This window comes from Priestia sp. BR_2 (assembly GCF_041954005.1).
GTDB lineage: Bacteria > Bacillota > Bacilli > Paenibacillales > Paenibacillaceae > Paenibacillus_AQ > Paenibacillus_AQ lautus_A.
This window is the reverse complement of sequence record NZ_JAVFHM010000252.1, coordinates 2,501-26,913: the sequence shown is the minus strand read 5'-3', so window position 1 is coordinate 26,913 and position 24,413 is coordinate 2,501. Positions and strand designations below refer to the sequence as shown.

Annotated in this window: 20 protein-coding genes, 8 tRNA genes and 1 rRNA gene (1 of these 29 cut by a window edge); 1 reads left to right on the top strand and 28 read right to left on the bottom strand. The window is 52.3% G+C overall.

The annotated features are described in order from the left end of the window. The first annotated feature begins 69 nt into the window (after positions 1-69). Positions 70-552 (top strand): spore coat protein, encoded by a 483-nt coding sequence (locus tag RB298_RS20110; protein ID WP_096777125.1) that lies wholly within the window; start codon positions 70-72, stop codon positions 550-552. Between the two features lie 121 nt (positions 553-673). On the opposite strand, the gene trxB is transcribed toward RB298_RS20110, so the two are convergent. The 28 genes from trxB to RB298_RS19970 form a co-directional block, all read right to left on the bottom strand. Next, the gene (trxB, locus tag RB298_RS20105) at positions 674-1,627 is read right to left on the bottom strand and encodes a thioredoxin-disulfide reductase (RefSeq protein ID WP_071219455.1); all 954 of its coding nucleotides are present in this window, start codon (positions 1,625-1,627) and stop codon (positions 674-676) included. Positions 1,628-1,750: 123 nt separating this feature from the next. Then, entirely contained in the window at positions 1,751-3,487 is a 1,737-nt protein-coding gene (locus RB298_RS20100; protein ID WP_486048237.1) for a tetratricopeptide repeat protein, read from the bottom strand. An 89-nt stretch (positions 3,488-3,576) separates the two neighbouring features. Then, positions 3,577-4,527 carry a ribose-phosphate diphosphokinase gene (locus tag RB298_RS20095; protein WP_486048235.1) on the bottom strand — a complete coding sequence of 317 codons (951 nt, stop codon included), beginning with the start codon at positions 4,525-4,527 and terminating at the stop codon, positions 3,577-3,579. 166 nt (positions 4,528-4,693) lie between these two features. Beyond that, complete coding sequence (hisJ, locus tag RB298_RS20090) at positions 4,694-5,533, bottom strand: histidinol-phosphatase HisJ (RefSeq protein ID WP_486048233.1); 840 nt, start codon at positions 5,531-5,533, stop codon at positions 4,694-4,696. 12 nt (positions 5,534-5,545) lie between these two features. Next, entirely contained in the window at positions 5,546-6,247 is a 702-nt protein-coding gene (gene hisIE, locus RB298_RS20085; RefSeq protein WP_096777123.1) for a bifunctional phosphoribosyl-AMP cyclohydrolase/phosphoribosyl-ATP diphosphatase HisIE, read from the bottom strand. Continuing rightward, on the bottom strand, positions 6,244-7,002 hold the full coding sequence (gene hisF, locus RB298_RS20080; RefSeq protein ID WP_096777122.1) for an imidazole glycerol phosphate synthase subunit HisF: 759 nt from the start codon (positions 7,000-7,002) through the stop codon (positions 6,244-6,246). Before hisF ends, hisIE begins: the two co-directional genes overlap by 4 nt. Positions 7,003-7,072: 70 nt before the next feature. Next, the gene (gene hisA / locus RB298_RS20075) at positions 7,073-7,804 is read right to left on the bottom strand and encodes a 1-(5-phosphoribosyl)-5-[(5-phosphoribosylamino)methylideneamino]imidazole-4-carboxamide isomerase (protein WP_486048230.1); all 732 of its coding nucleotides are present in this window, start codon (positions 7,802-7,804) and stop codon (positions 7,073-7,075) included. A gap of 37 nt (positions 7,805-7,841) precedes the next feature. Beyond that, positions 7,842-8,450 carry an imidazole glycerol phosphate synthase subunit HisH gene (gene hisH, locus RB298_RS20070; RefSeq protein ID WP_192570114.1) on the bottom strand — a complete coding sequence of 203 codons (609 nt, stop codon included), beginning with the start codon at positions 8,448-8,450 and terminating at the stop codon, positions 7,842-7,844. Positions 8,451-8,453: 3 nt separating this feature from the next. Continuing rightward, positions 8,454-9,059 (bottom strand): imidazoleglycerol-phosphate dehydratase HisB, encoded by a 606-nt coding sequence (gene hisB, locus RB298_RS20065; protein WP_486048228.1) that lies wholly within the window; start codon positions 9,057-9,059, stop codon positions 8,454-8,456. A 65-nt stretch (positions 9,060-9,124) separates the two neighbouring features. Continuing rightward, a complete protein-coding gene (gene hisD / locus RB298_RS20060) occupies positions 9,125-10,408 on the bottom strand; it encodes a histidinol dehydrogenase (protein ID WP_192570115.1) in 1,284 nt (427 codons plus the stop codon). A gap of 114 nt (positions 10,409-10,522) precedes the next feature. Continuing rightward, complete coding sequence (hisG, locus tag RB298_RS20055) at positions 10,523-11,164, bottom strand: ATP phosphoribosyltransferase (protein WP_012818397.1); 642 nt, start codon at positions 11,162-11,164, stop codon at positions 10,523-10,525. 53 nt (positions 11,165-11,217) lie between these two features. Further along, positions 11,218-12,411, bottom strand: a complete 1,194-nt coding sequence (locus RB298_RS20050) for an ATP phosphoribosyltransferase regulatory subunit (RefSeq protein ID WP_486048225.1) — start codon at positions 12,409-12,411, stop codon at positions 11,218-11,220. Positions 12,412-12,758: 347 nt separating this feature from the next. Continuing rightward, complete coding sequence (locus tag RB298_RS20045; RefSeq protein ID WP_012818395.1) at positions 12,759-13,985, bottom strand: acyltransferase; 1,227 nt, start codon at positions 13,983-13,985, stop codon at positions 12,759-12,761. Positions 13,986-14,165: 180 nt separating this feature from the next. Next, positions 14,166-14,672, bottom strand: coding sequence for an acyltransferase (locus RB298_RS20040; RefSeq protein ID WP_096777118.1), 507 nt, complete (start codon positions 14,670-14,672; stop codon positions 14,166-14,168). Positions 14,673-14,685: 13 nt separating this feature from the next. Beyond that, positions 14,686-15,336, bottom strand: a complete 651-nt coding sequence (gene ppaX, locus RB298_RS20035; RefSeq protein ID WP_036663929.1) for a pyrophosphatase PpaX — start codon at positions 15,334-15,336, stop codon at positions 14,686-14,688. A gap of 7 nt (positions 15,337-15,343) precedes the next feature. Beyond that, complete coding sequence (lgt, locus tag RB298_RS20030) at positions 15,344-16,483, bottom strand: prolipoprotein diacylglyceryl transferase (protein ID WP_192572724.1); 1,140 nt, start codon at positions 16,481-16,483, stop codon at positions 15,344-15,346. Positions 16,484-16,504: 21 nt separating this feature from the next. Further along, positions 16,505-17,443 (bottom strand): HPr(Ser) kinase/phosphatase, encoded by a 939-nt coding sequence (gene hprK / locus RB298_RS20025; protein ID WP_009595669.1) that lies wholly within the window; start codon positions 17,441-17,443, stop codon positions 16,505-16,507. 526 nt (positions 17,444-17,969) lie between these two features. Then, positions 17,970-19,094 carry an ABC transporter ATP-binding protein gene (locus tag RB298_RS20020; protein ID WP_012818391.1) on the bottom strand — a complete coding sequence of 375 codons (1,125 nt, stop codon included), beginning with the start codon at positions 19,092-19,094 and terminating at the stop codon, positions 17,970-17,972. A gap of 108 nt (positions 19,095-19,202) precedes the next feature. Beyond that, positions 19,203-20,417, bottom strand: a complete 1,215-nt coding sequence (locus tag RB298_RS20015) for a PucR family transcriptional regulator (RefSeq protein ID WP_486048222.1) — start codon at positions 20,415-20,417, stop codon at positions 19,203-19,205. A 152-nt stretch (positions 20,418-20,569) separates the two neighbouring features. Beyond that, a tRNA-Lys gene (locus tag RB298_RS20010) sits at positions 20,570-20,642 on the bottom strand. Between the two features lie 7 nt (positions 20,643-20,649). Beyond that, a tRNA-Tyr gene (locus RB298_RS20005) sits at positions 20,650-20,735 on the bottom strand. A 12-nt stretch (positions 20,736-20,747) separates the two neighbouring features. Beyond that, positions 20,748-20,820 (bottom strand) — tRNA-Phe (locus RB298_RS20000). Positions 20,821-21,026: 206 nt separating this feature from the next. Then, positions 21,027-21,103: transfer RNA gene (locus RB298_RS19995), tRNA-Asp, on the bottom strand. Positions 21,104-21,116: 13 nt separating this feature from the next. After that, positions 21,117-21,192, bottom strand: a tRNA-Thr gene (locus tag RB298_RS19990). A 24-nt stretch (positions 21,193-21,216) separates the two neighbouring features. Next, positions 21,217-21,292 (bottom strand) — tRNA-Val (locus RB298_RS19985). Positions 21,293-21,301: 9 nt separating this feature from the next. Continuing rightward, a tRNA-Met gene (locus RB298_RS19980) sits at positions 21,302-21,378 on the bottom strand. A gap of 32 nt (positions 21,379-21,410) precedes the next feature. Then, positions 21,411-21,502: transfer RNA gene (locus RB298_RS19975), tRNA-Ser, on the bottom strand. A gap of 82 nt (positions 21,503-21,584) precedes the next feature. Further along, positions 21,585-24,413: ribosomal RNA gene (locus RB298_RS19970) — 23S ribosomal RNA — on the bottom strand; it runs 220 nt beyond the window's last position.

The following is a 24,413-nucleotide window of genomic DNA, read 5'->3' as shown; positions in this document are numbered from 1 at the left end:
CTATGCACCGTTCCTCCATTCGGTGAATAGGCTATCGCATATTGATTTTTGGAGGAGAACCTATTGAGCATGAGTCACAATCCGAGACATCTCGCTTGGCACGAAACACTGGAGATTCATGAATTAACTGCCTTTCAGGCGAATCACTTGATGGCGTTCAAGATGTCAGTGCATGATATCAAAGACCCGGAGCTCCATGGACTGTATATGGAAGCGATTCAAGGGGTTGAACAGAACCTGAAGGAGCTTCTGCCTTATTATTCGGAAGCGCCCACGGGAACCCGCAGTCTCTCCGGTCCCGATCTGACGGCGTATTACGCAGGTCATCTGCTGGGGTTTGCCAAAACCTCGGTCCGAAGCTACGCCATTGCCATTACCGAGGCAGCAACTCCAAGCGTAAGAGAAACACTTCAGAAGCAGTTGAACAAAGCCATTGAACTGCATGGAAAAATCTTCTACTTCATGTATGCGCGCGGCCTGTATCCGTCTTACAATTTGAAGCAGCTGCTGGAGAATGACGTGAAAAATGCGAACAAAGCGCTGAGCTTGTAACTCAGCAAAAAAAGCCCCTGGCTAAACAGGTACGGATTTTACGAGATGTTCTCTCGCAAACCCGTCCGCCGTATAGCTCTGGGGCTTCTTCTTTTCAATAGATAATCCCTTAGGCAAGGAATTACTTATTCAGCGTCTCGCTCCAATCATGGACCATGTGGCCCTCGAGATATTTCTCGCAATCCATAGCGGCCATACAGCCTGTTCCTGCAGCCGTGATGGCTTGGCGATAACGCGTATCCTGAACGTCGCCGCAGGCGAATACGCCCGGGATGTTCGTCTCGGTCGTTCCTGGTTTAACCAGGATGTAGCCGGTCGGATCGGTTGTGATCTGATTGCCGAGGAAGCCCGTGTTCGGCGTATGTCCGATGGCCACGAACACGCCTTCCGCTTCGATCAATTCTTCCTCGCCCGTTTCGTTGTTGCGGACCTTCAGCCCTTTAACTCCGGTTTCGCTGGTTACCACCTCAACCGGCGTGCGGTCCAAAGCCCACTGTATCTTCTCGTTCTCGCGCGCGCGATCCTGCATGATCTTAGATGCACGCAGCTCGGTGCGGCGGTTCACCACCGTTACGCTGGAAGCGAAACGCGTCAGGAAGCTGGCCTCCTCCATTGCGGAGTCACCGCCGCCGATGACAATGATTTTTTTTCCGCGGAAGAAGAACCCGTCGCATGTGGCGCATGTACTTACGCCCCGTCCAACGTTCTCCTGCTCTCCCGGAATTCCGAGATACTTCGCGGAAGCTCCCGTCGAGATAATCACGGACTCGGCCAGAAGCTCGCCCATGCCCTCGACATTCACCTTGAACGGACGCTCGGAGAAATCAACGGACTCGACCCAGGCACTCTTGAACTCTGCACCGAAGCGTTCCGCTTGTTGACGCATATTATCCATCAGCTCGGGACCCATGATGCCCTGCGGGAATCCAGGGAAGTTCTCGACCTCCGTCGTTGTCGTCAGCTGGCCTCCCGGTTGCATTCCTTCGATCACGAGCGGCTTCAGGTTTGCGCGTGCCAAGTAGATGGCTGCCGTCAATCCGGCAGGTCCTGTTCCGATTACGATTGATTTGTACATAGAATACGGCCTCCTTTAAGGTGTCGATTTCTGTTGCATGCTATTATCCTATTCAGGACTTACGGAATCTTCATGTACCATCATGTACCAAGGTCTCCTAAGTATCCGAATATGGGCTCTTACTTAAATGTTTTCCGTAAATGGCCGGAAACTATCATCCGGTTGTGCTTTCGTTTCACATACGCTATCCATTTGACGTGCATAACGGCTCACGGTGGATGGGGAAATCCCGTAACGGACAGCCACCTGTTCATAAGTCAGGGTACGTCCGCGCTTCTTGGCCGTCAGATATTCCAATGCCGCTGCCCAGCCCTCGACATTCCGAATGTTCGGAATATCCGGGTACAGCCGGCTCAGGAATTCGGACCAGAGATTCTCCATCTCCTTTTTCCAAAAGGCGTCAACCCGCATGTCCATGGTTTGCTCGGCCTTCTCCAGCACCGCCTTCCAGGAAGGCAGCCAATCCGGGAGCACCTCGCGGGTCTTGCCCCCGGATAAATCGCGATCGTCGCGACGCTCCTTCAACCGATTGCTTGCGGCCTCCATCTGCTGGAGCACCAGGCGGGCGGCATCCTTCAGCTCCGCGTCCTCTCCCGGCTCCTGCAGGAACGATTGCAGCGCATGCTGCACCTCTTCATCGGCGATCAATTCCAGCGTCCGGATCACCTGCAGCTTGGTCTGGGGATCGCCATGCCGGAGCGCCCAGAAGAACGATGAACGAATCAGCGGATTCTGCTTCGCTTCCTCCGTCAGTTTATCGCCGTCATGCTCCCAGCGTTTGAACTGCTCTTCGAACGGAAGGTGATAGTGGTAACTCGCTTTCATCTGATCGGTACCGGTTTCTTTACGCTTTTGCAGCTGGGCCAAATAGAAATCCGGAATCACCGAATCTCCGTCCAGCTTCAGCGCCTGCCGCCAATATTTCTCGGCCTTGTCGTAATAACCGCTGTTGCAGGCCGCAACGGCCGTATAATGATACAGGCTTGGATCTCCGTTAAACTCATCCTCTTTCAGCAATCGGCGAAAATGACCGTAGGCAATTTCGTGCTGCCCCAATATGCCCATCGTCGTAGCAAGCTTAAACACATGCTCCAGATGAAACGGAACCGTTACCGTTAGCATGTCCATCAATCGGTCGCGCTGCTCCTGATTTCCCTCATGCTGAAAGAAGATGGCCAGATTGCATAAACCGTGCAGATTGCCCGGCTCCTGATCCAGCACCTCGCCAATGGTGCGCTTCGCGGTATCGAAACGTCCCATATAGTAGTAAGCCAGGGCCAAATTGTTGCGCGCAGCCAGAAAATCCGGATTATCCTTGACGATTTCCTCCAACAGCTTGACCGCTTGGGCGAATTTCCCTTCCTCCAGCAGTGCCCGGGCATGCTCATGTTCGACCACGCCTTCGCGGCTCTTGATCCGGTTCAGCTTGGCAGGACGATTCAGCTCGTAATGGAGCAGCTCCATCATTTCCTCGGCCTCATCCAGAAATTGACCGTTAGGATCTTCCTCCAGATAGGTGACAAGCGCTTCTTCCGCCTTCTCAAACTGTTCCATATTGGCATAATTGTTCGCCATATAGAAATAGCATTCCGTCATCAACGGGTCAACCTGCTCCAGAATATGAGCCAGCACATCGTTGGAAGCTTTATAATCTCCCGTCTCTGATAATATACCCGCCATATTGCAATGATTCACCGGATTATCGGGTTCATATTCAACAGCTTTGCGAAAATATTTCAGAGCCTTGTCATATTGGTAACGATCTAGCGAACGAACCGCGCGATCGAAGAAGAAATTAGCATTCATTTCGATAGATATAACATTGTGGGGGTCACTGGACCCATATGGATGACCATTCACGAAAAGCAAGGCACCTCCTTTAACTTGCTCCTCTATCCACAACAGTATAACACAAGTTACGACGTCATTTGCAGAAAAAAGACACCAGTTTACACACCGGCGTCTTTGAATAAAGTGGCGATCGATCCGCCCTCGATGATAATGTGAGTGGCCTGGGCCAGCATAGGCGCAACAGACAGCACCTTTAACCGCATCTTGCAGTGATGGTCCGGGAGCACGATGGAGTCCGTGACCACGATCTCCTCGATATGAGCATGGTCGAGACGGTCAAGTGCTTCACCGGAGAACAGGCCATGGGTCGCGCACACAATGGCATTATTGGCCCCCCGTTCCTTTAAGCTTTCCACCACCTGCACGATGGTGGTTCCCGTGTCAATCAAGTCTTCGATAATAATCGGCGTGCGTCCCGCCACGTCCCCAATGACATGGGTTATAACCGCTTCGTTATGGGCAGGACGCTGCTTGACCATCATGGCAAACGGCGATCCCAGGCGGCTCGAAAGCTTCTCGGCCGTCTTCGCCCGTCCGGCATCGGGAGAAACGATAACCGGATTCTCGATATTCTTGGACTTCAGATACTCCGTAATCAAATCCAGCGCAGTCAGATGATCCACCGGTATATTGAAGAACCCCTGGATGGCAGGTGCATGCAGATCAATGGTTATCACGCGGTTGGCACCGGCTGTGGTCAGCACGTCGGCTACCATTTTGGCCGATATCGGCTCTCGCGGCGCGGCCTTTCGTTCCTGTCTGGCATAACCGTAATACGGAACAATGATGTTGATCGTTCTGGCGGAAGCACGCTTGGCGGCATCGATCATCACGAGCAGCTCTACGAACATTTCGTTGATAGGGTGAGAAAAGGACTGCAGCAGAAAAACGTCGCAATTGCGGATGCTTTCTTCATAGTGGACATAAACCTCGCCGCTTTGAAAGCGGGAAATCTTGATCTTTCCCAATTCAACGCCCAACTGCTGGCTGATGCTGGCGGCAAGCGCCGGGTTGGAAGTTCCGGCGAACAATCGTAATGAACGATACATGAGGACCTCCTGACGAGAGTGGTTAGTAGTCGGCCGATGCAACGATGGATTGAAAGCGTTATCGTCAAATCAGGCCGTTCTCGCCTCCGCAACCCGTCGAGGGTAGTGTCTGGAGGGGAAAACAGCCGTCTGCAATGAACCTGTTTGCAATTAGTGCTTGTCTTTATTATACATCGTTTCCTTCCACATTCCAAAGCACCATCTCCCGCTTCCGATTACGGAAGGTCGCAAGCTCCCGAACACCAAGCTCCGACAGCAGTGCCCGGGCCTGATCCAGATGCTCGCCAAGCTTCATGGGCTGATGAGCATCCGACCCTAAAGTCAACGGAATGCCCAGCTTGATCGCTTCCTCCAGCATTCGCCGGCTTGGAAACATCTCCTCGCAGGCCTTCGATAAACCGGAGGCATTCAGCTCCATCGCCTTCCCGCTCCGGGCCACGGCCGCAAGCGCTGCTTGCTCCAATGCGATCACGTCCGGCTTCTGTTCGGGGCCCGGCCCATAACCGAACCGCTTGATCACGTCCAGATGGCCCATGATATCGTAGAAGCCGGTTGCGGCAGCCTTCTGCACCGCATCATAATATTGTTGATAGACTTCAAGCGGATCCTTGCCCTCCCAGCCCTGGGTCTGGCGGTAATCCGTGATGTCCCATTCGCCAAGAAAATGAACCGATCCGATGACATAATCCCACGGATAGTCCTTCACGATCCGCTCGATCTGTTCTTCATAGCCCTCGATATAATCGCCTTCGAGTCCGATCCGAATGTCAATCTGCCCTCTGTAGCGCTCCTTCAGCTGCAGGCATTCTTCCACGTAACGCGGCAGCTCATCCATCGGCATGGCCATCTCCGGATAATACGTTTCCGGGTTGACGTGAATCAACGGCATATGATCCGACAAGCCCAATTGATCCATCCCGAGTTCAATGGCGCGTCGTACGTACTCCTCCAGCTGCCCCTCAGCATGCCCGCACCGGGCATGGTGGGTATGGTAATCAATATGCATCGAGCAGGCCTCCTAATCGCGGCGCGGCCGTTCATGGCGGCGGCTCAGCTCATCCATGATCTCATCCAGCGGGAGCTTCCGCTCCTGAAGGAGTACCAGCAGGTGATAGATCAGATCGCTGACTTCAAGCTTCAGCTCGGCGTTGTCTTTATTTTTGGCGGCGATGATCGTTTCGGAAGCTTCTTCGCCCACCTTCTTAAGGATTTTGTCCACGCCTTTATCGAACAGGTAGGTCGTATAGGCCCCTTCCGGCCGTTCCACTTCACGCTGGGCAATGACCTCTTCCAGCTCGGCAAGTACCGCGAAGCGCTCGCCGGACGCAGCCGTCCCCTCGCTCGCAGGCTCGCTCTCCTGCCCTTGAACGGTAATCTCATTGTGGAAGCAGGTCGTTTGTCCGGTATGACAGGCAGGTCCATTCGGATTCACCTGCAGCAAGAGGGTGTCTCCGTCACAATCGTATGTCATCGATACCACGCTCTGTACATTTCCGGAAGTTGCCCCCTTATGCCACAGCTCTTCGCGCGAACGGCTCCAGAACCAAGTCTCGCCGCTCTCCAGCGTCAATCGCAGCGATTCCCGGTTCATATAAGCCATCATCAGCACCTGCTTGCTCTCTGCATCCTGTACAATCGCCGGCACCAGGCCCGCGGCATCCCAACGGATATGCTCGCTGACCTGCTCCAGGGATAAATCTTTCAACATATCTTCGCTCACCGTATATCCACTCCTTTTTGGCTAAGCTGCAACTTGAGATGAGGGATCGAGATCTCTTTATAGTGGAAAATCGTGGCAGCAAGACCCGCATCCGCCTTGCCCTGAGTGAATACGTCATAGAAGTGATCCTCTTTGCCGGCGCCGCCGGACGCAATGACCGGGATCTGAACGGTCGAGGCGACGGCCGATGTCAGCGGCAGATCGAAGCCGTCCTTCGTTCCGTCCGCATCCATGCTGGTCAACAGAATCTCGCCCGCACCCAGGCTTTCCGCCTGCTTCACCCAATCAAGCGCCTTGATGCCGGAAGGCGTACGTCCGCCGTGCGTGTACACTTCCCATTCTCCCCACGCATCGTTGTACTTGGCGTCGATCGCCACGACGATACATTGGGACCCGAATTTGCGCGCCCCGGCGGAGATGAGCTCCGGCTGCTTGACCGCCGCCGTATTCATTCCGATTTTATCCGCGCCCGCCCGAAGAATCCGTTTCATGTCCTCCACGGACGAAATGCCTCCGCCCACGGTAAAAGGAATGGCGATTTCCCCTGCCGTTCTCCGAACGACTTCTTCCATCGTCGCCCGGCCTTCGACCGAAGCCGATATATCCAAAAAGACAAGCTCATCTGCGCCTTCCCGGTCGTAGAGCGCCGCTAATTCCACGGGATCGCCCGCATCGCGGAGATTCACAAAGTTTACGCCCTTTACCACCCGGCCGTCCTTCACGTCCAGACAAGGTATGATCCGTTTTGCCAGCATGCCTTTCCCCTCTTCCCCTATATGAACTCTATCGATCCATGATGATTCGAACAGACACTGGTTCAAATCCTCATTGGATTCGCGTAACAGCCTCTTTCAGATCAATATTGCCTGTATACAGCGCCTTGCCCACGATCGCTCCGCCTACACCGTCCCCGCTGTGCGCGCTGAGCGCCAGCAGATCGTCCAGCTTCGTCACGCCGCCCGAAGCGATGACCGAGCGGCCGCTGGCTTTGGCCAGCGAGACAATCGCCTCTACGTTTGGTCCTTGCATCATGCCGTCGCGGGAAATATCGGTGAAGATGAAGGTTTCCGCTCCTTTGGCCGCTAATTCTTTTGCCAACACCTCGGCTTGAACCTCCGACGTTTCCAGCCAGCCTCTCGTTGCGACGTATCCGTTGCGCGCGTCGATGCCGATGGCCACCTTATCCCCGTATTTGCCCAGCACCTCTTCCGTAAAGACGCGGTCTTCGATCGCTGCCGTGCCGATGATCACCCGGCTGACGCCGAGCGACAGCAGCCGCTCCACATCCGCCAGCGTGCGCAGGCCTCCGCCTACTTGAACCGGAACCTGGACGCTGGATGCAATCTTCCCGATGATGTCGTCATTCACCGGCTGACCTGCCTTCGCGCCGTCCAAATCCACGAGATGAATAAAGGTGCCGCCCTGCTCCTCCCACGATTTGGCTACCTCGAGCGGATTGTCATTGTACACCGTTTCTTGATTATAATCGCCTTGGACCAGCCTGACGCATTTGCCGCCGCGAATATCGATTGCCGGATATATGATAAAAGAGGACATCCCCATTCCCACTTTCCAATTGGTCTATTCGTTCGCCTTACGTTAAAGCCAAGAAATTGCGAAGCAGGCTCATGCCAAGCTCCCCGCTCTTCTCGGGATGGAACTGCATGCCGTACACCGAACCGCGGCCCACGATGGCCGTTACTGGCTGACCGTAATCGGTAACCGCCAGCAAATCAGCCTGAACCTCAGGAAGAACATGATACGAGTGGACAAAATACACATGACCTTCCTCAAGTCCCGCAAACAGCGGGTGCTCCCGCTTCTCGAACTGCAATGAATTCCAGCCCATATGCGGCACCTTGTAGTCCCCACCCGCAAACCGCACAACCGATCCGGGCAGGATATCCAGCCCTTCATACTTGCCATGCTCCTCACTCCGGCTGAACAGGAGCTGCATGCCGAGACAGATCCCCAGCAGCGGTTTTCCCGACTCCGCTGCTTCCTTCATGACCGAGTCCAGTGCGGCTTCGCGGAGCTGCTCCATGGCATCTCCGAATGCGCCGACTCCGGGCAGAATGATGCCATCCGCCGCCAGAAGCTCCTCCCGCTCCCCCGTAACGAGCGGCTGATACCCAAGCCGCTCTACCGCTTTGCTCACGCTGTGCAGATTGCCCATGCCGTAATCCACGATTGCAATGGCCATCGTTTAGAGCACTCCCTTCGTGGACGGTACGCCGGTCACCCGCGGATCCACGGTGGTCGCCTCATCCAATGCACGGCCGAGCGCCTTAAACACCGCTTCAATCATATGATGGGTATTGTGACCGTAATGAACGATGACATGCAGCGTGATCCGGGCTTCCAGCGCCAATTTCCACAGAAATTCATGGACAAGCTCGGTATGAAAAGAGCCTACCTGCTGCGAAGGATACTCCGCCCGGTATTCAAAATGCGGGCGGTTGCTGATATCCACGATGACTTGAGCAAGCGTCTCATCCATCGGCACAAACACGCTGGCATAACGTTTGATGCCTTTTTTATCTCCCAGCGCTTCGCGGAACGTCTGCCCTAAGCAGATCCCGATATCCTCCACCGTGTGGTGGTCATCGATCTCGATATCGCCCTTTGCCTTGACGCGAAGATCAAACTGGCCATGCTTAGTGAACAAATCAAGCATATGATTCAGAAACGGCACATCGGTCTCCAATTCCGAAATCCCAGTCCCATCGACATTGAAATCCAGGGCAATGTCGGTCTCATTGGTTTTGCGGCTCACGCCGGCTGATCTTGCTGCTGCATCCAAACTGCTCACGTGGATTGCCTCCTCTATACGGAATTTTTATGATGAACAAATGATGCTTGTTCTGGTCTGATTTCTTATCGTTCTTGTTCAAGCCGGATCTCGATCGCCCGGGCATGGCCCTCAAGCCCCTCGCGCCGGGCCAGCTCCATGATCTGTTCTCCGTCGCGCAGCAGCGCTTCTTTACTGTAGTAGATCAAGCTCGATTTCTTAATGAAATCGTCCAGATCCACTGGCGATGCGAACCGTGCCGTCCCATTCGTCGGAATAATATGGTTCGGTCCTGCAAAATAATCGCCTACCGGCTCCGAGCTGTACGGTCCCAGGAAGATCGCGCCTGCGTTCTCGATCTGGCCCACGATCGCCATCGGCTCCTCCGTCACGATCTCCAGATGCTCCGGCGCTAAACGGTTAATGACTTCGATCCCTTCCTGAAGGGATTCCGTGACAATCACCGCGCCATAGCTGTCCACGGAAGCGCGGGCGATGTCCCGCCGCGGCAGCAGCTCAAGCTGCCGCTCTACTTCGGCGGCAACGGCTTCGCCCAGCTTTCGGGAAGGCGTCACGAGAATGGCCGATGCCATCTCGTCATGCTCAGCTTGGGAAAGCAGATCCGCTGCAATATACGAAGCATCTGCATGTTCATCGGCCAATACCGCAATCTCGCTTGGACCGGCCAGGCTGTCAATATTGACTGCGCCGTACACTTCACGTTTGGCCAGGGCAACGTAAATATTGCCGGGCCCGCAAATCTTATCCACGGGGGAAATGGTATCCGTGCCGTAGGCCAATGCCGCAATGGCTTGTGCTCCTCCTACGCGGTAGATTTCCGTAACGCCTGCCTCCGCTGCAGCCACCAGAATATAGGGATTGATTCCGTCCTTCCCGCCGGTTGCCGGGGGAGTGACCATGACGATTTCGGGCACGCCTGCCACTTGGGCCGGGATCACGTTCATCAGCACGGATGAAGGATAGGCTGCCTTTCCACCGGGCACATAGACACCGACGCGTTTCAACGGACGAATGATTTGTCCCAAGATGCTGCCGTCCGGCTGTAGATCCATCCAGGAATTCCGCTTCTGCTTCACATGAAATGCGCGAATGTTGTCTGCCGCGGCTTGTATCGCCTTCACGAACGAAGGCTCCACATGATCATAAGCTGCCTTGAGCTCCTCATCCGTTACGCGAAGCTGACCTGCGGTCAGACGGACACGGTCCAATTGTTCGGTATGCCGCAGCAAGGCGGCATCTCCTTCGGACCGAATATCCCGCACAATCGCCTTCACGACTTCATTCTGCTCTGGTGTGCCGTAATCATTTTCCCGTTTCAGCTCAAAGTCCCGTGCTGATACTACCTTCATCTTAATCTCCCCCAATCCCGCTCCATCATGTTACATGCATAGCGTTTCTTAATGAATGAAGGATGATCCATTCGATCATCCATGCTCATCCAGTTGGTGCCTTATTTCTTAGCGCTAAATATTCGCTCCCTCAGACATAATGACCGTTTGCAGCCGATCGCACAATGCCTGAATTTCATCATTCTTCATCCGATAACTGACGCGATTGGCAATCAGGCGGCTTGTAATTTCAAAGATGCTGGTCATCTCTACAAGTCCGTTCTCTTTAAGCGTTTGGCCTGTTTCCACCATATCCACGATCCGGTCTGCCAAGCCGATGAGCGGTGCAAGCTCGATGGAACCGTTCAGTTTAACCACTTCAACCTGCTGGCCCTGCTCACGGAAATACTGTGAAGCCACGTTCGGATATTTGGTGGCAACCCGCTGCCTGATGCCCGGCTTCCAGTCCGGCAAGCCGATGACCGACATCCTGCACCGCGCAATGCCGAGATCAAGCAGCTCATAGACGTCCTTGTTCTCTTCCATCAGCACGTCCTTGCCGACGATACCGATATCCGCCACGCCGTATTCCACATAAGTCGGCACATCCACCGGCTTCGCCAGAATAAATTCCATTCCTGCCTCCGGCAAGGGAATGACCAGCTTGCGCGTCTCATCCACGTCGAGGGGTATCGGAAGTCCGGCTGAACGGAACAGCGCGGATGCTTTTTTATATATGCGCCCTTTGGGCATCGCTACTTTCAACGTTTCCGCCACGTTCGAATCCTCCTGACCTTAAACTTATATGATAATCGTTATAGATCCGCTTCCTACCGAAGGGTAATGACCTCTCGGTATCCTCTATTGAGCAGACTGCCGGACACAACGGGTACCTCGGCATCTCGGACATTGGCCGAATCCGGTATGATCGAAGTGATGACGGAATGTCCCTGCGCCCGAAGTTCTGAGGCTCTAGCCAGTCCTTCCTTTCGATGGGAAGCCGTGTACCGGATCAGTATGGGCAATTCCTCGACAATCTCCTCTCCTTGCACCCCATCGAGAATGCGATTGGTCTTGAGTGCAAAGCCTGTTGCCGGAACGGCACGGCCAAACTGCCGAAGCAGCTTGTCGTAACGACCGCCGCTTGCGACGGGAGAGCCCAGCTCCGCAGCATAACCCTCGAACGTCATTCCCGTGTAATAGGAGAAGTCTCCGAGCATCGTCAAGTCAAACAGAACATGCCTGGAGACGTCGTAAGCCTCGAGCACTTCCCATACCTTGCTCAGATGCTCGATAGAAGCTCTCGCGAGTTCATTGCTGCTAATCTCGAGAGCTTGCCCGGCAATCTCCCTGCCTCCGCGCAGCTTCAGGATTCCCTCCAGCTGGTCCTGCTGTACCTCCGTCAGGCTCAGGCTGGCAATGGTGTTGCGGTATCCGACGTAGTCGCGGTTCAGCAAATCCTGCTTCAGGCTCTCCTGATCCTCCGTCCGATCCGGCAGCACTTCTTGAAGCAGGCCATTCAGATAACCCATATGACCCATCGCGATTTTGAATTTCTCCACGCCTGCCGCCTTCAGGGATTCGATGGCCAGCGCAATCACTTCGGCATCGGCTTCCGGCGTATCATCGCCCACAAGCTCGACGCCGGTCTGGAAGAATTCCGCTTCCCGCCCCGCTTCCTCCTCAATGGCGCGAAATACATTGGCATGGTAAGACAAACGCACCGGAAGCGGCTCATCCTTCAGCAGCGAGGACATGACCCGCGCTATGGGAGCGGTCAGATCGGAACGCAGCACCATCGTCGTTCCGCGTTTATTCAATAGTTTAAACAGCTTCTGGTCCGACGTAGAGCTTGCCACGCCTACCGTATCGTAATATTCCATCGTTGGTGTCATAATCTGCCGGTAACCCCAGCGGTCCATGCATGCAAGCACTTCGCGTTCAATCCGACGCAGCTTGGTGACCGCATGAGGAAGATAATCACGAACACCTGCCGGTTTCTCGAAGCCTTTCGGTTTAGACATGACGCTCCACCTCAAATTCAGTAAAAGTCTTTAATATGGTAAAGTGGTACCTTGCTAATAAATTAAAGGATATTGGCTATATTACCATGAATCCTGCCTGATCGTCAATGCATACGCATGCGTTCTGCTATGTATCGTTCTCTGTCGGTACCCGCCTTACGCATCAATAGATCCGTCTAACTTCTGGGTATAATTGTAACACAAGAACGGACCAGCGTGGCTTGCTTGTCTAATTGGCTGAACCCCTGCATGGATCCGGATGGCGCCAATAAAAAAACCGCCCGGCAGCCCGGACGGCTTTGCTTCATGATGAAGGATAAGAAGTTTTAACATTAGGCCTGATGTTCCTATAGATCGACCGATTTCTTGCTGTCGCCCGTAACGGTGTCTTTTCTCTGCGATGGTGTCGCAGGTGCTTTCGAGGATGGCTTCAATGATCGAGGAACGCTGCCCAGCAGCATCCACGACCCTGGAATCCACCGGAACACCGTCTGCACCACTAACGCACTGACGATCAATGCCGTTACCATCCCCCCGTATATCCAGATCAGATAATCATCGGTTACCGGATTCAGCTTCGGATCGAATTCCCGATACAGGAACAGCCAGAGCGGGTGCACGAGATAGATCGCGAAAGACAGCTCGCCAATCCGCGTCAGCACTTTCACGATGAGTTTCCAGCCGCTGCTATACAGCCAGCTCGCCAGCTGCATCAGCACTATCGCGGAGAACACGGTGTGCAGATTCCACAACAACTCGTACAATAGGGAATCATATTTGGCGCCATGCAATCTCTGATTGTACCAAATCTGCACATGCGTCAGCGCCATCGCGAGCCAGCCGGCCCATAACACGATCGTGCCTGCTCTTTGACCAGAGGTTTGCTTTTTCCATGATGACGTCAGCCAGCCCTTGAATTTATCGTAATTCATCGCCAGATAAGCGCCCAGCATATAGTAGGCTAAATACGAAATGGCCAAGCTGCCTTTAAACGTGTACTGCAGCTCGTATTTGTTCCAGATGATGAAACCCCATTGCAGCAGGAATCCGATCGGCACCGCCCACCTTACGAGAAACCGTGAGGATTTGAACAGCTTGAGGAAGATCGGAAACAGAATATAGAACTGCAAACTGATAAATACAAAGTATAAGTGCGTATAATTCTGCCCTCGAGCCAAGCGTTCAAAGAATAGCGGCATCTGTGCCCATAGATCAAACGAACTGTTCAGCATCCCGTTCTGATACATCCGCACAAAGAAGTAGATGATCGAGAACAACACGTACGGCAGCAAAATGTACAAGAGCCGCCGTTTGTAGAAGTTTTTGATCAAGTCCTTGGTCAGCGGCCGGTCCGCATAGTTATAGAACAGCACAAAGCTGCTTAGGAATATAAAAGAGGGCGTACCGTATTTAAAGAAAATATTCAAAAAATTAATAATATAATAGAATCGCGAATCAATCGCATCCACCGTTGCAAATGAAGTCGCATGAACGTGAAGCACGCCCAGGATGGCCAGCGCACGATAGATATCGAGCTGCGGCAGCCTTTCCTTTTTGTTCAGCGTTGCACCCATGTCAGGCGTCGCCTCCTTGTTTTCGAGTTTGTTGATAGAGTCAATGTATGCGAATGGACGGGCAAAAAAGTCCCTCAAGGCCATCATACCCCGGGGACTATTGTTCGCTTTGTGTCAGGTTATCCTTTACTCATTCTACAACAATTCAGCAAGCTTGAGAACCTGACTTGTCACATTACCTCAAATTGACTCGCTTTCCGTCGATGTCCTCTTCAGCTCTCGCAATGGATTCCCGCCTACAAAAACACCTGGTGCCACATCCTTATGTACGACAGATCCGGCAGCAACGACCGCGCCGTCTCCGATCGTTACGCCAGGCAAAATCGTGGTATTCGCGCCGATGAGCACGTTCTCCCCGATCCGCACTTCACCCAAACGATATTCCTTTATTAAATACTCGTGAGCCAGAATGGTCGTGTTGTAGCCGATGACCGAATTCTCGCCGATGGTTATTTTCTCCGGAAAAAACACATCCACCATGACCATCAGTCCAAACGCGGTATGCTTCCCCACTTTCATCCCGAGCATATGGCGATAGATCCAATTCTTCATAGGCAGGATAGGACAATACCGGGCGATCTGGATAAAAATGAAGTTCTTGACGCCCTTGAACGGGCTCACGGTGCGGTAGATTTGCCATAACGCGTTGGGGCCTTCTACAGGATAACGGGTAATCTTTCTGGCCATGCTGCCAAAACTCCTATTCCTCTTGAAGTCCTACGATTTCATACAGATCTCTCATATCCTTCAATATAAAATCCGGCCCGTACTCCATCAGCTTTTGCTCACCCTTGAGGGACCAAGCTACAGCGGCGGCCTTCACGCCCGCCGCCTTGGCAGACTGAATGTCCACCGGACTGTCTCCGATCATCAAAGTGGTGGCCGGATTGGCCCCCAGCTGCTCAATCGCCGTCAGAACGGGCTCCGGATGCGGTTTCGGATGCTCCACGTCGTTTACCGTAACAATCGCCGACATGAAGCGCTCCAGATCGTACTTCTCCAGCGTCATCATGGTGGAAGGACGGATCTTGGTGGTTACGATCCCGAGCGAAAGCCCGTGACGATGAAGACGCTCCACGACTTCGTTCACATGCGGGAATGGTTTGACCATGTCATCATGATGGATCGTGTTGAAAGAGCGATAGGCTTTGATAAGCGGACTGACATCCTCGACGCCCCCTGAGAAAGCCTGCAGCTGCTGTTCCAGCGTGGTTCCCATATGCGGAATGATCTGCTCTCTGGTCAACGGTCCCGGGGCCTGCGCCTCGAAAACATGCATAAACGATGAGATAATCAATTCATTCGTGTCGATAATGGTGCCGTCCAAATCAAACAGTACGGTTTCGATCATGCTGCAACTACTCCTTTTTGTCCTCCGTATCCGGTTTTATTGTCGGAGTGTCTTCTTCTGCCCGTGGTGAGGATTTGACCTCTGTCTCCTCTGCTTGGGTAACAACGTCTTTATCCGCCATTTCCTCCGGTTCTGCGGCCTGTTTATGCTGTTTAGCAGGAGCCGGCGCAGAAGACTTGACGGTTTTGTTCGTTTGAAGATCGGCTTCCGGCGTTGGACCTGCTCCCGTCTTCGTCGACACGATCGGGTCCAAATAACGCACATTGGCGCGGCCCGTCACACGGCGCACGATGATCAGCACGATGCCTCCAATGACGATCAACACGGACAGCAGCTGGGAGATTCGAATGTTGCCATAAGCCGGATCCAGGTGGCCCAGTTCAAAGCCCATCCATGTCATCGGTGCCCATAACGTATTGTTAATGAAATCGGCAAGTCCTGTGGCCCCTTGAAAAGCCAAGCTGTCCGTCCGCACCGCTTCAATAAAGAACCGGCCGATGGAATACCAGATGAAGTACCCGATGAAGAGTTCGCCTGCCCGCAGAAATTTCTGTCTGCGAATGATAAGCAGTATGACGATACCCAACAGGTTCCACAGCGATTCATATAAGAAGGTAGGGTGATGGAATACGCCCTGTACGTTCATTTGATTCACGATAAAATCAGGCAAATGCAGCTCTCCGCGCAAGAAAGACTCGCTGACAGGACCGCCATAGGCTTCCTGGTTAACGAAGTTACCCCAGCGTCCAATGATCTGGCCGGCCAACAAGGACGGCGCACAGATATCGGCAATTCGCCAGAAGTTGTAGCCTTTTCGGCGAACATAGATCAACGCACAGATAATGGCGCCGATCAAGGCGCCGAATATCGCAATCCCGCCATTCCATATTTTGAACACATCCAGGAAGTTATCCTTATAGTCTTCCCATTTAAAAGCTACATAATAAATACGAGCACCGATAATAGCGGAAGGAACCCCAAGCAAGAGCAAATCCATGAAAAATTCCTGCGGAATGCCAAAACGCTTCCCTTCGCGAATGGCCAGCAGCAGACCTGCCAAGGCACCCAGGCCCAAAATCAAGCCATACCAATGAACACGCAGCGATCCGATGGAGAACGCCACCGGATCGATGAGCAATGTTTGCATCACTTATAACCCTCCCTAGTCCTAGTCCAAATCGTCCATATCTTCAGCAATCGTTGCCGTCAGCTTGTTCGTAAACTGCAGTGCAGCATTCAGTCCCATTTGCTTCAATCTGTAGTTCATAGCTGCCACTTCAATAATAACCGCAAGGTTACGTCCTGGACGAACCGGAATGGTGACCAGAGGGATATCCGTCTCTATAATTCGTGTTGTCTCTTCATCTAATCCCAGACGATCATATTGTTTATCCTGCTGCCAGGCCTCCAATCGAACAACAAGCGTAATCCGTTTATTATTCCGAACGGCACCTGCACCGAATAACGTCATAACGTTAATAATACCGACACCGCGAATCTCCAGCAGATGGCGAATCAGCTCAGGCGCTGTTCCATGCAGCTGAAAATCCGACGTCTGGCGGATCTCCACCGCGTCGTCCGCGATTAAGCGGTGTCCGCGTTTGACGAGTTCCAGAGCCGTTTCGCTTTTCCCGATACCGCTCGAGCCCGTGATCAGCATCCCCACGCCATACACATCGCACAATACCCCGTGGATGGTCGTCGTTGGCGCAAGTCTGCGTTCCAGGAAACTCGTGAATCGGCTTGTCAGGATGGTCGTCGCCATGCTGCTGCGCAGCACGGGCAAACCTCTTTCATTGCCGAGCTCCACCAGCTCTTCCGGCACTTCCAGGGAACGCGTAACCACGATGCAAGGCGTTTCTTCCGTACACAGGCTGCGCATGCGTTCTTTCCGCTCTTCCGGCTTCAGCATTCCGAAGAAAGCCAGCTCCGTGCGCCCCATAAGCTGAACCCGTTCCCGCGGATGGTACTCAAAATAACCGGCCATTTCCAATCCCGGGCGATTCAGATCGTCCGTTGTAATCTGACGTTTCAAGCCTTCCTCACCTGCGATGACCTCCAGCTGAAACTGCTGGACCAGCTCGGATACCTTCACTTTCTTGGCCATGGTCTTACCCCTCTTCTTCCATTGTATGTTGACATCACAACGCAACCGGCATGCTGCACGGCTCGTTTTGGATGATATATTTCATGATCGGTTACTTTACTAATTAAATAGGACGTCACAAGCCTTGCCGGCGGTCGGTCATGCTTCATGGAATACGCCCCAACAACCCATACGTTCAATGCTTATGTATGCCTTGCTTTGTGCTTATCTTATCGAAAAAAGCCAATGAATGCAATTCTAACCGGCTATCCGATAGCAGGACATTGGACTTATCCAGGAGTGAAGCTACGCTGCTATGGCATACTGCGACTAAAAAACAGATGTTCTATTACTAAAGATAACTCTCTTTCTATATCGACAATTGGTTGTCTGCTTTACACACTTTTACCCTAGGACCACTTCTACCGTCTGCTAGAACTGCCTGAACCCTTCGGATAAGGGCACAAACTGCCTAGTTTTATGTCTTTTTCTCCTAAAAAAACCGCCCCTTGAGGGGCGGTTTTCAAGAGATCTCGATTGCTGAAGATTAATCTTCGAGCAATACGTTCAATTCAGACTCTTTATCAAAGATATGAACTTTGTTCATGTCGAGTGCCAATTTCACATTGTCGCCTTCGCGAGTAGTCGAACGTCCGTCTACACGGCCGATAACTGTGTCGGTGCCCAAGCCGCTGAGGTACAAGAGCATTTCGTGACCAAGGTTCTCGGTTACGTCCACTTTCGCTGTGAAGATTGTGTTCGGGGAAGCTTCCAGGAATACTGGCTCTTCATGAATATCTTCCGGACGAACACCCATGATTACTTCTTTGCCAATCATGGATTTATTTTTGAGCAATTGTGCTTTACCTCCTGGAACTTGAACGTTCAAGCCCTGGGAAGTGAAGTATACGCCACCGTTTTGCTCGGACAATTTACCGTTGATGAAGTTCATGGTTGGGGAACCAATGAAACCAGCAACGAACAGGTTGTTCGGATTGTTGTACAGCTGCTCTGGAGAATCCGCTTGTTGAATGATGCCATCCTGCATAACAACGATACGGTCACCCATCGTCATAGCTTCTGTTTGGTCATGCGTTACATAGATACAAGTGGTTTCAAGGCGCTTCACCAGCTTAGTAATTTCAGCACGCATCTGACCGCGGAGTTTCGCATCCAAGTTGGAAAGCGGCTCATCCATCAAGAAGACTTGTGGATCACGGACAATCGCACGGCCCAAGGCAACACGTTGACGCTGACCACCGGAAAGAGCTTTCGGTTTACGCTCGAGCAAATGCTCGATATCCAGGATTTTCGCTGCTTCACGTACACGCTTATCGATTTCGTCTTTCTTCACTTTACGGAGTTTCAAACCGAATGCCATGTTCTGATATACGTTCATATGCGGATACAAGGCGTAGGATTGGAATACCATCGCGATGTCACGATCTTTAGGTGCTACATCGTTAACAACGCGGTCGCCAATGTAAAGTTTACCCTCGGAAATTTCCTCAAGACCTGCGATCATACGAAGTGTCGTAGACTTACCGCAACCGGAAGGACCTACCAATACCAAGAATTCTTTATCTTTAATATCCAAATTAACGTCAATTACAGTTGCTTTATCCGCACCTGCATACTTTTTGTAAATATGCTCTAAGCGTACACCAGCCATGTGCATTTGCCCCCTCATATGAATGTTATGAAATCGAATACAATTAATTTATAATCTTATATTACCCCATAGGCACCTGACTTGCTATACACAATCTGCACAAAAAACCTATTTCCTTTTCGTCACTTTATACAATAGAAGCGTTATTTTCACCAATACCGCGTCACTGAAGCTGCGAACGTCAAGCCCCGTCTCCTGTTTGATCTTATCCAGTCGGTACAGCAGCGTATTTCGGTGAATATACAGGTGTTTGGCCGTCTCGCTCACATTGCAGTCCAATTCAAAAAAAGACTCCAGCGTCGATAAAGTCTCACTGTCCTCGAATAAGTCGGTATGTCCGGCAGCGTACTCCCGCAGGAATTGATTCCGTTGATACTCAGGAATGCTGTAGACCAGACGTTCCAGATGAAGACCGGTCGACAGATGAATATGCTCCTTGACCTGAAAAGTACGCCCGATGGTCATGGTCTCTCGCAGCATGCCAACCGTCTGCGGCAAAGCATGAAGCGCATTGACTGCCGGGATCGCCGAAATATGAAAATCGCCCACCCATTCCGTTGAAATGAGCTCGTACAGCCCCATACAGAATAAGGACAGCAAATCCTGATCGGCTTCCGAGGATGCTTCCTCTTTATCATCCGTCGTTATGCCGCCCAACAGCTCTTGATTGGCAAGGATAATCCATTCCTTATCCAGCAGCGGCACAAGAACGATATCCCCGTCAAAATAACTTCGCAACAACCGCAGCAACGCTTTATAACTTGGCGTGGGAGCATGCTCGCTCTCATGAATGAGTAGAAAGGGGACCATTTCCTCCGTCAAGCTTGTCCGAATCAGCATCTCATCCGGCAGTTCAGCAAGCAGCTCGCCGGCTTGAAGGCGCTCTTTCAACCAACCGCCCAACTGCTGGGCGCGCCGTTCTTCTTCAACCTTGGCTGCATTCTTTGACATCGCGCCTGAAGGCGCTTCCTGAAGGTTCGCCAATAAAAGAGCGACAAGCCCAATCTCCGACTCCGTCAAAGCATTGGAATCCGCCACGATTACTCGGCTCAGATCCTGTTGATTAACGGGAAACCAAATCTCACCAAGCTCCTTATGCACATAAGCACCATCAACCATTCGTGTTGTGTTTGAGCTTACGCTTTCTCCACGGCGAATTGAACTTGTATCGCTTTCTTCACGACCTAACCGGTCACCGAATCGCGAAGTGATCGCCATCGATTCCGTGAGCCATAGCGATTCCTGCTCATTCAATGTTTTTAAGCCGAGTGAGGTACCCAAGGTCTGCTCCAGTTTCTGAACGATATGCTCCATCTCCACCATTGATGACTCCACCACTTTATCGTTTTTTCTTATTTTAGCATATCATCCTGTACAAACGACAATTCCTTCTCTTTAAGTCCGTGTGCTTTGGGAAATAGTTCAGTAAAAACAACACAAAAAGAGCCGTCAACAACGTTGACGACCCTTTCGGATGAGCCATGAAGGACTCGAACCTTCGACACCCTGATTAAAAGTCAGGTGCTCTACCAACTGAGCTAATGGCTCTTATTACTGGTGGAGGATGATGGATTCGAACCACCGAACTCGGACGAGAACAGATTTACAGTCTGCTGCGTTTGGCCACTTCGCTAATCCTCCAAAATATAAAGGTGGCTCGGGACGGAATCGAACCGCCGACACGAGGATTTTCAGTCCTCTGCTCTACCGACTGAGCTACCGAGCCAAACATGAATAACATTAAAATAAAGTGCGGAGTGCAACACTTCCCACTTTAATCTGTGGAAAACCGACCATTTTTATTCCTTAGGAGTAATAATGGCGGAACTGACGGAATACTCTCTCTTCGTTCGAGACTGCGAAGTCTGTGCTAACGAGGATATGCTCCGACGAACCCGGTTATGGATTCTCATCCCTGAAGCTTGTAAATAATGGCGGAACTGACGGGATTCGAACCCGCGATCTCCTGCGTGACAGGCAGGCATGTTAGGCCTCTACACCACAGTTCCGCATTATTAAAGATGGTGCCGGCGAGAGGACTTGAACCCCCAACCTACTGATTACAAGTCAGTTGCTCTACCAATTGAGCTACACCGGCATGGTAAGGTAATAAAAAAATACATGGTGGAGGCTGAGGGGATCGAACCCCCGACCCTCTGCTTGTAAGGCAGATGCTCTCCCAGCTGAGCTAAGCCTCCAGGTATGTATGGTAGCGGCGGAGGGGATCGAACCCCCGACCTCACGGGTATGAACCGTACGCTCTAGCCAGCTGAGCTACACCGCCATATAAACCTTATTGCATCCAAGTTATTCAAATGGCGGAGAGAGAGGGATTCGAACCCTCGCACCGCTTACGCAGTCTAACCCCTTAGCAGAGGGTCCCCTTATAGCCACTTGGGTATCTCTCCATCATAACTTGTATGCAGTTACAGAGATTGATTCCCTGAAAACTAGATACGAAACGATATTTGCAGCTCATTGAAATATATTTTGGATACGCCCTCGACCGACTAGTATTGTTCAGCTCCATGCATTGCTGCACTTCCACCTCCAACCTATCTACCTCGGCGTCTTCAAGGGGTCTTACATACTGGGAAATCTCATCTTGAGGGGGGCTTCACGCTTAGATGCTTTCAGCGCTTATCCCGTCCGTACGTAGCTACCCAGCCATGCTCCTGGCGGAACAACTGGTGCACCAGCGGTACGTCCATCCCGGTCCTCTCGTACTAAGGACAGCTCCTCTCAAATTTCCTACGCCCACGACAGATAGGGACCGAACTGTCTCACGACGTTCTGAACCCAGCTCGCGTACCGCTTTAATGGGCGAACAGCCCAACCCTTGGGACCTACTTCAGCCCCAGGATGCGATGAGCCGACATCGAGGTGCCAAACCTCCCCGTCGATGTGGACTCTTGGGGGAGATAAGCCTGTTATCCCCAGGGTAGCTTTTATCCGTTGAGCGATGGCCCTTCCATGCGGTACCACCGGATCACTAAGCCCGACTTTCGTCCCTGCTCGACTTGTAGGTCTCGCAGTCAAGCTCCCTTATGCCTTTGCACTCTTCGAATGATTTCCAACCATTCTGAGGGAACCTTGGGGCGCCTCCGTTACTCTTTAGGAGGCGACCGCCCCAGTCAAACTGCCCGCCTGACACTGTCCCCGTACCGGATCACGGTACCAGGTTAGAACCTAGATACGATCAGGGTGGTATCCCAACGTCGCCTCCACACAAGCTGGCGCTCATGCTTCAAAGGCTCCCACCTATCCTGTACAGATCGTACCCAAATCCAATATCAAGCTGCAGTAAAGCTCCATGGGGTCTTTCCGTCTTGTCGCGGGTAACCTGCATCTTCACAGGTATTAAAATTTCACCGGATCTCTCGTTGAGACAGCGCCCAAGTCGTTACGCCATTCGTGCGGGTCAGAATTTACCTGACAAGGAATTTCGCTACCTTAGGACCGTTATAGTTACGGCCGCCGTTTACTGGGGCTTCGGTTCACAGCTTCGGGTTTAACCCCTAACCGCTCCCCTTAACCTTCCAGCACCGGGCAGGCGTCAGCCCGTATACTTCGCCTTACGGCTTCGCACAGACCTGTGTTTTTGCTAAACAGTCGCTTGGGCCTTTTCACTGCGGCCCCCTCGGGCTATTCACCCTACCGAGGCACCCCTTCTCCCGAAGTTACGGGGTCATTTTGCCGAGTTCCTTAACGAGAGTTCTTCCGCGCGCCTTAGAATTCTCTTCTCGCCTACCTGTGTCGGTTTGCGGTACGGGCACCTTCACCTGACTAGAGGCTTTTCTTGGCAGTGTGAGATCATGACCTTCGCTACTGTAATTTTCACTCCCCATCACAGCCCAGCCTTACGATGTGCGGATTTGCCTACACATCAGCCTCACTGCTTGGACGGACATCCATCAGTCCGCGTCACTACCCTCCTGCGTCACCCCATCGTTCATAACGGTTTACGGTGGTACAGGAATTTCAACCTGTTGTCCTTCGATTACGCCTTTCGGCCTCACCTTAGGTCCCGACTTACCCTGAGCGGACGAGCCTTCCTCAGGAAACCTTGGGCTTTCGGCGGATCAGATTCTCACTGATCTTTTCGTTACTCATACCGGCATTCTCACTTGTATGCTGTCCAGCGCTCCTTACGGTACACCTTCAACCTACATACAACGCTCCCCTACCCCTGAATCGACTTCACTCCGCCTTCGAAGTGTGTTGATCCCCTGAGAGCATTTGGTCATTCTTGATTTCATCTCAAGCCTGACAAAAATGTTCATCTCAGTGTTCACTACCTCAAAGAAGCAGTGAAGTCGATTCAAGCCATAGCTTCGGTGGTGTGTTTAGCCCCGTTACATTTTCGGCGCAGAGTCACTCGACCAGTGAGCTATTACGCACTCTTTAAATGGTGGCTGCTTCTAAGCCAACATCCTGGTTGTCTGTGCAACTCCACATCCTTTCCCACTTAACACACACTTGGGGACCTTAGCTGATGGTCTGGGCTGTTTCCCTTTTGACAATGGATCTTAGCACTCACTGTCTGACTCCCGGATATAAGTCTATGGCATTCGGAGTTTGACTGAGCTTGGTAACCCTTGCGGGCCCCGCACCCAATCAGTGCTCTACCTCCACGACTCTTCATTCCGAGGCTAGCCCTAAAGCTATTTCGGGGAGAACCAGCTATCTCCGAGTTCGATTGGAATTTCTCCGCTACCCCCACCTCATCCCCGCATTTTTCAACATACGTGGGTTCGGGCCTCCAGTGCGTGTTACCGCACCTTCACCCTGGACAGGGGTAGATCACACGGTTTCGGGTCTACGTCCACATACTAAGTCGCCCTATTCAGACTCGCTTTCGCTGCGGCTACGGCTTCTCGCCTTAACCTTGCATGGGAACGTAACTCGCCGGTTCATTCTACAAAAGGCACGCCATCACCCTTAAGAATCGGGCTCTGACTTCTTGTAAGCACACGGTTTCAGGTTCTATTTCACTCCCCTTCCGGGGTGCTTTTCACCTTTCCCTCACGGTACTGCTTCACTATCGGTCGCTAGGGAGTATTTAGCCTTAGCAGATGGTCCTGCTGGATTCATACGGGGTTTCACGTGCCCCGCACTACTCGGGATCCGTCTCGGAGGGAATATACTTTCGGCTACAGGGCTTTTACCTCTTATAGCGGGCCTTTCCAGACCTCTTCGCCTAATATGTTCCTTTGTAACTCCATGTGAGACGTCCCACAACCCCAGAGAGCAAGCTCTCTGGTTTAGGCTGTTCCGCGTTCGCTCGCCGCTACTGACGGAATCACTCTTGTTTTCTCT

Bases quoted from the DNA above. Each gene is read 5' to 3' on its own strand.
- RB298_RS20110 (WP_096777125.1), top strand. From the start codon at position 70: ATGAGTCACAATCCGAGACATCTCGCTTGGCACGAAACACTGGAGATT.
- trxB (WP_071219455.1), bottom strand. From the start codon at position 1,627: ATGTACAAATCAATCGTAATCGGAACAGGACCTGCCGGATTGACGGCA.
- RB298_RS20095 (WP_486048235.1), bottom strand. From the start codon at position 4,527: ATGTATCGTTCATTACGATTGTTCGCCGGAACTTCCAACCCGGCGCTT.
- hisJ (WP_486048233.1), bottom strand. From the start codon at position 5,533: ATGCATATTGATTACCATACCCACCATGCCCGGTGCGGGCATGCTGAG.
- hisF (WP_096777122.1), bottom strand. From the start codon at position 7,002: ATGCTGGCAAAACGGATCATACCTTGTCTGGACGTGAAGGACGGCCGG.
- hisA (WP_486048230.1), bottom strand. From the start codon at position 7,804: ATGTCCTCTTTTATCATATATCCGGCAATCGATATTCGCGGCGGCAAA.
- hisH (WP_192570114.1), bottom strand. From the start codon at position 8,450: ATGGCCATTGCAATCGTGGATTACGGCATGGGCAATCTGCACAGCGTG.
- hisD (WP_192570115.1), bottom strand. From the start codon at position 10,408: ATGAAGGTAGTATCAGCACGGGACTTTGAGCTGAAACGGGAAAATGAT.
- RB298_RS20050 (WP_486048225.1), bottom strand. From the start codon at position 12,411: ATGTCTAAACCGAAAGGCTTCGAGAAACCGGCAGGTGTTCGTGATTAT.
- RB298_RS20045 (WP_012818395.1), bottom strand. From the start codon at position 13,985: ATGGGTGCAACGCTGAACAAAAAGGAAAGGCTGCCGCAGCTCGATATC.
- RB298_RS20040 (WP_096777118.1), bottom strand. From the start codon at position 14,672: ATGGCCAGAAAGATTACCCGTTATCCTGTAGAAGGCCCCAACGCGTTA.
- ppaX (WP_036663929.1), bottom strand. From the start codon at position 15,336: ATGATCGAAACCGTACTGTTTGATTTGGACGGCACCATTATCGACACG.
- lgt (WP_192572724.1), bottom strand. From the start codon at position 16,483: ATGCAAACATTGCTCATCGATCCGGTGGCGTTCTCCATCGGATCGCTG.
- hprK (WP_009595669.1), bottom strand. From the start codon at position 17,443: ATGGCCAAGAAAGTGAAGGTATCCGAGCTGGTCCAGCAGTTTCAGCTG.
- RB298_RS20020 (WP_012818391.1), bottom strand. From the start codon at position 19,094: ATGGCTGGTGTACGCTTAGAGCATATTTACAAAAAGTATGCAGGTGCG.
- RB298_RS20015 (WP_486048222.1), bottom strand. From the start codon at position 20,417: ATGGTGGAGATGGAGCATATCGTTCAGAAACTGGAGCAGACCTTGGGT.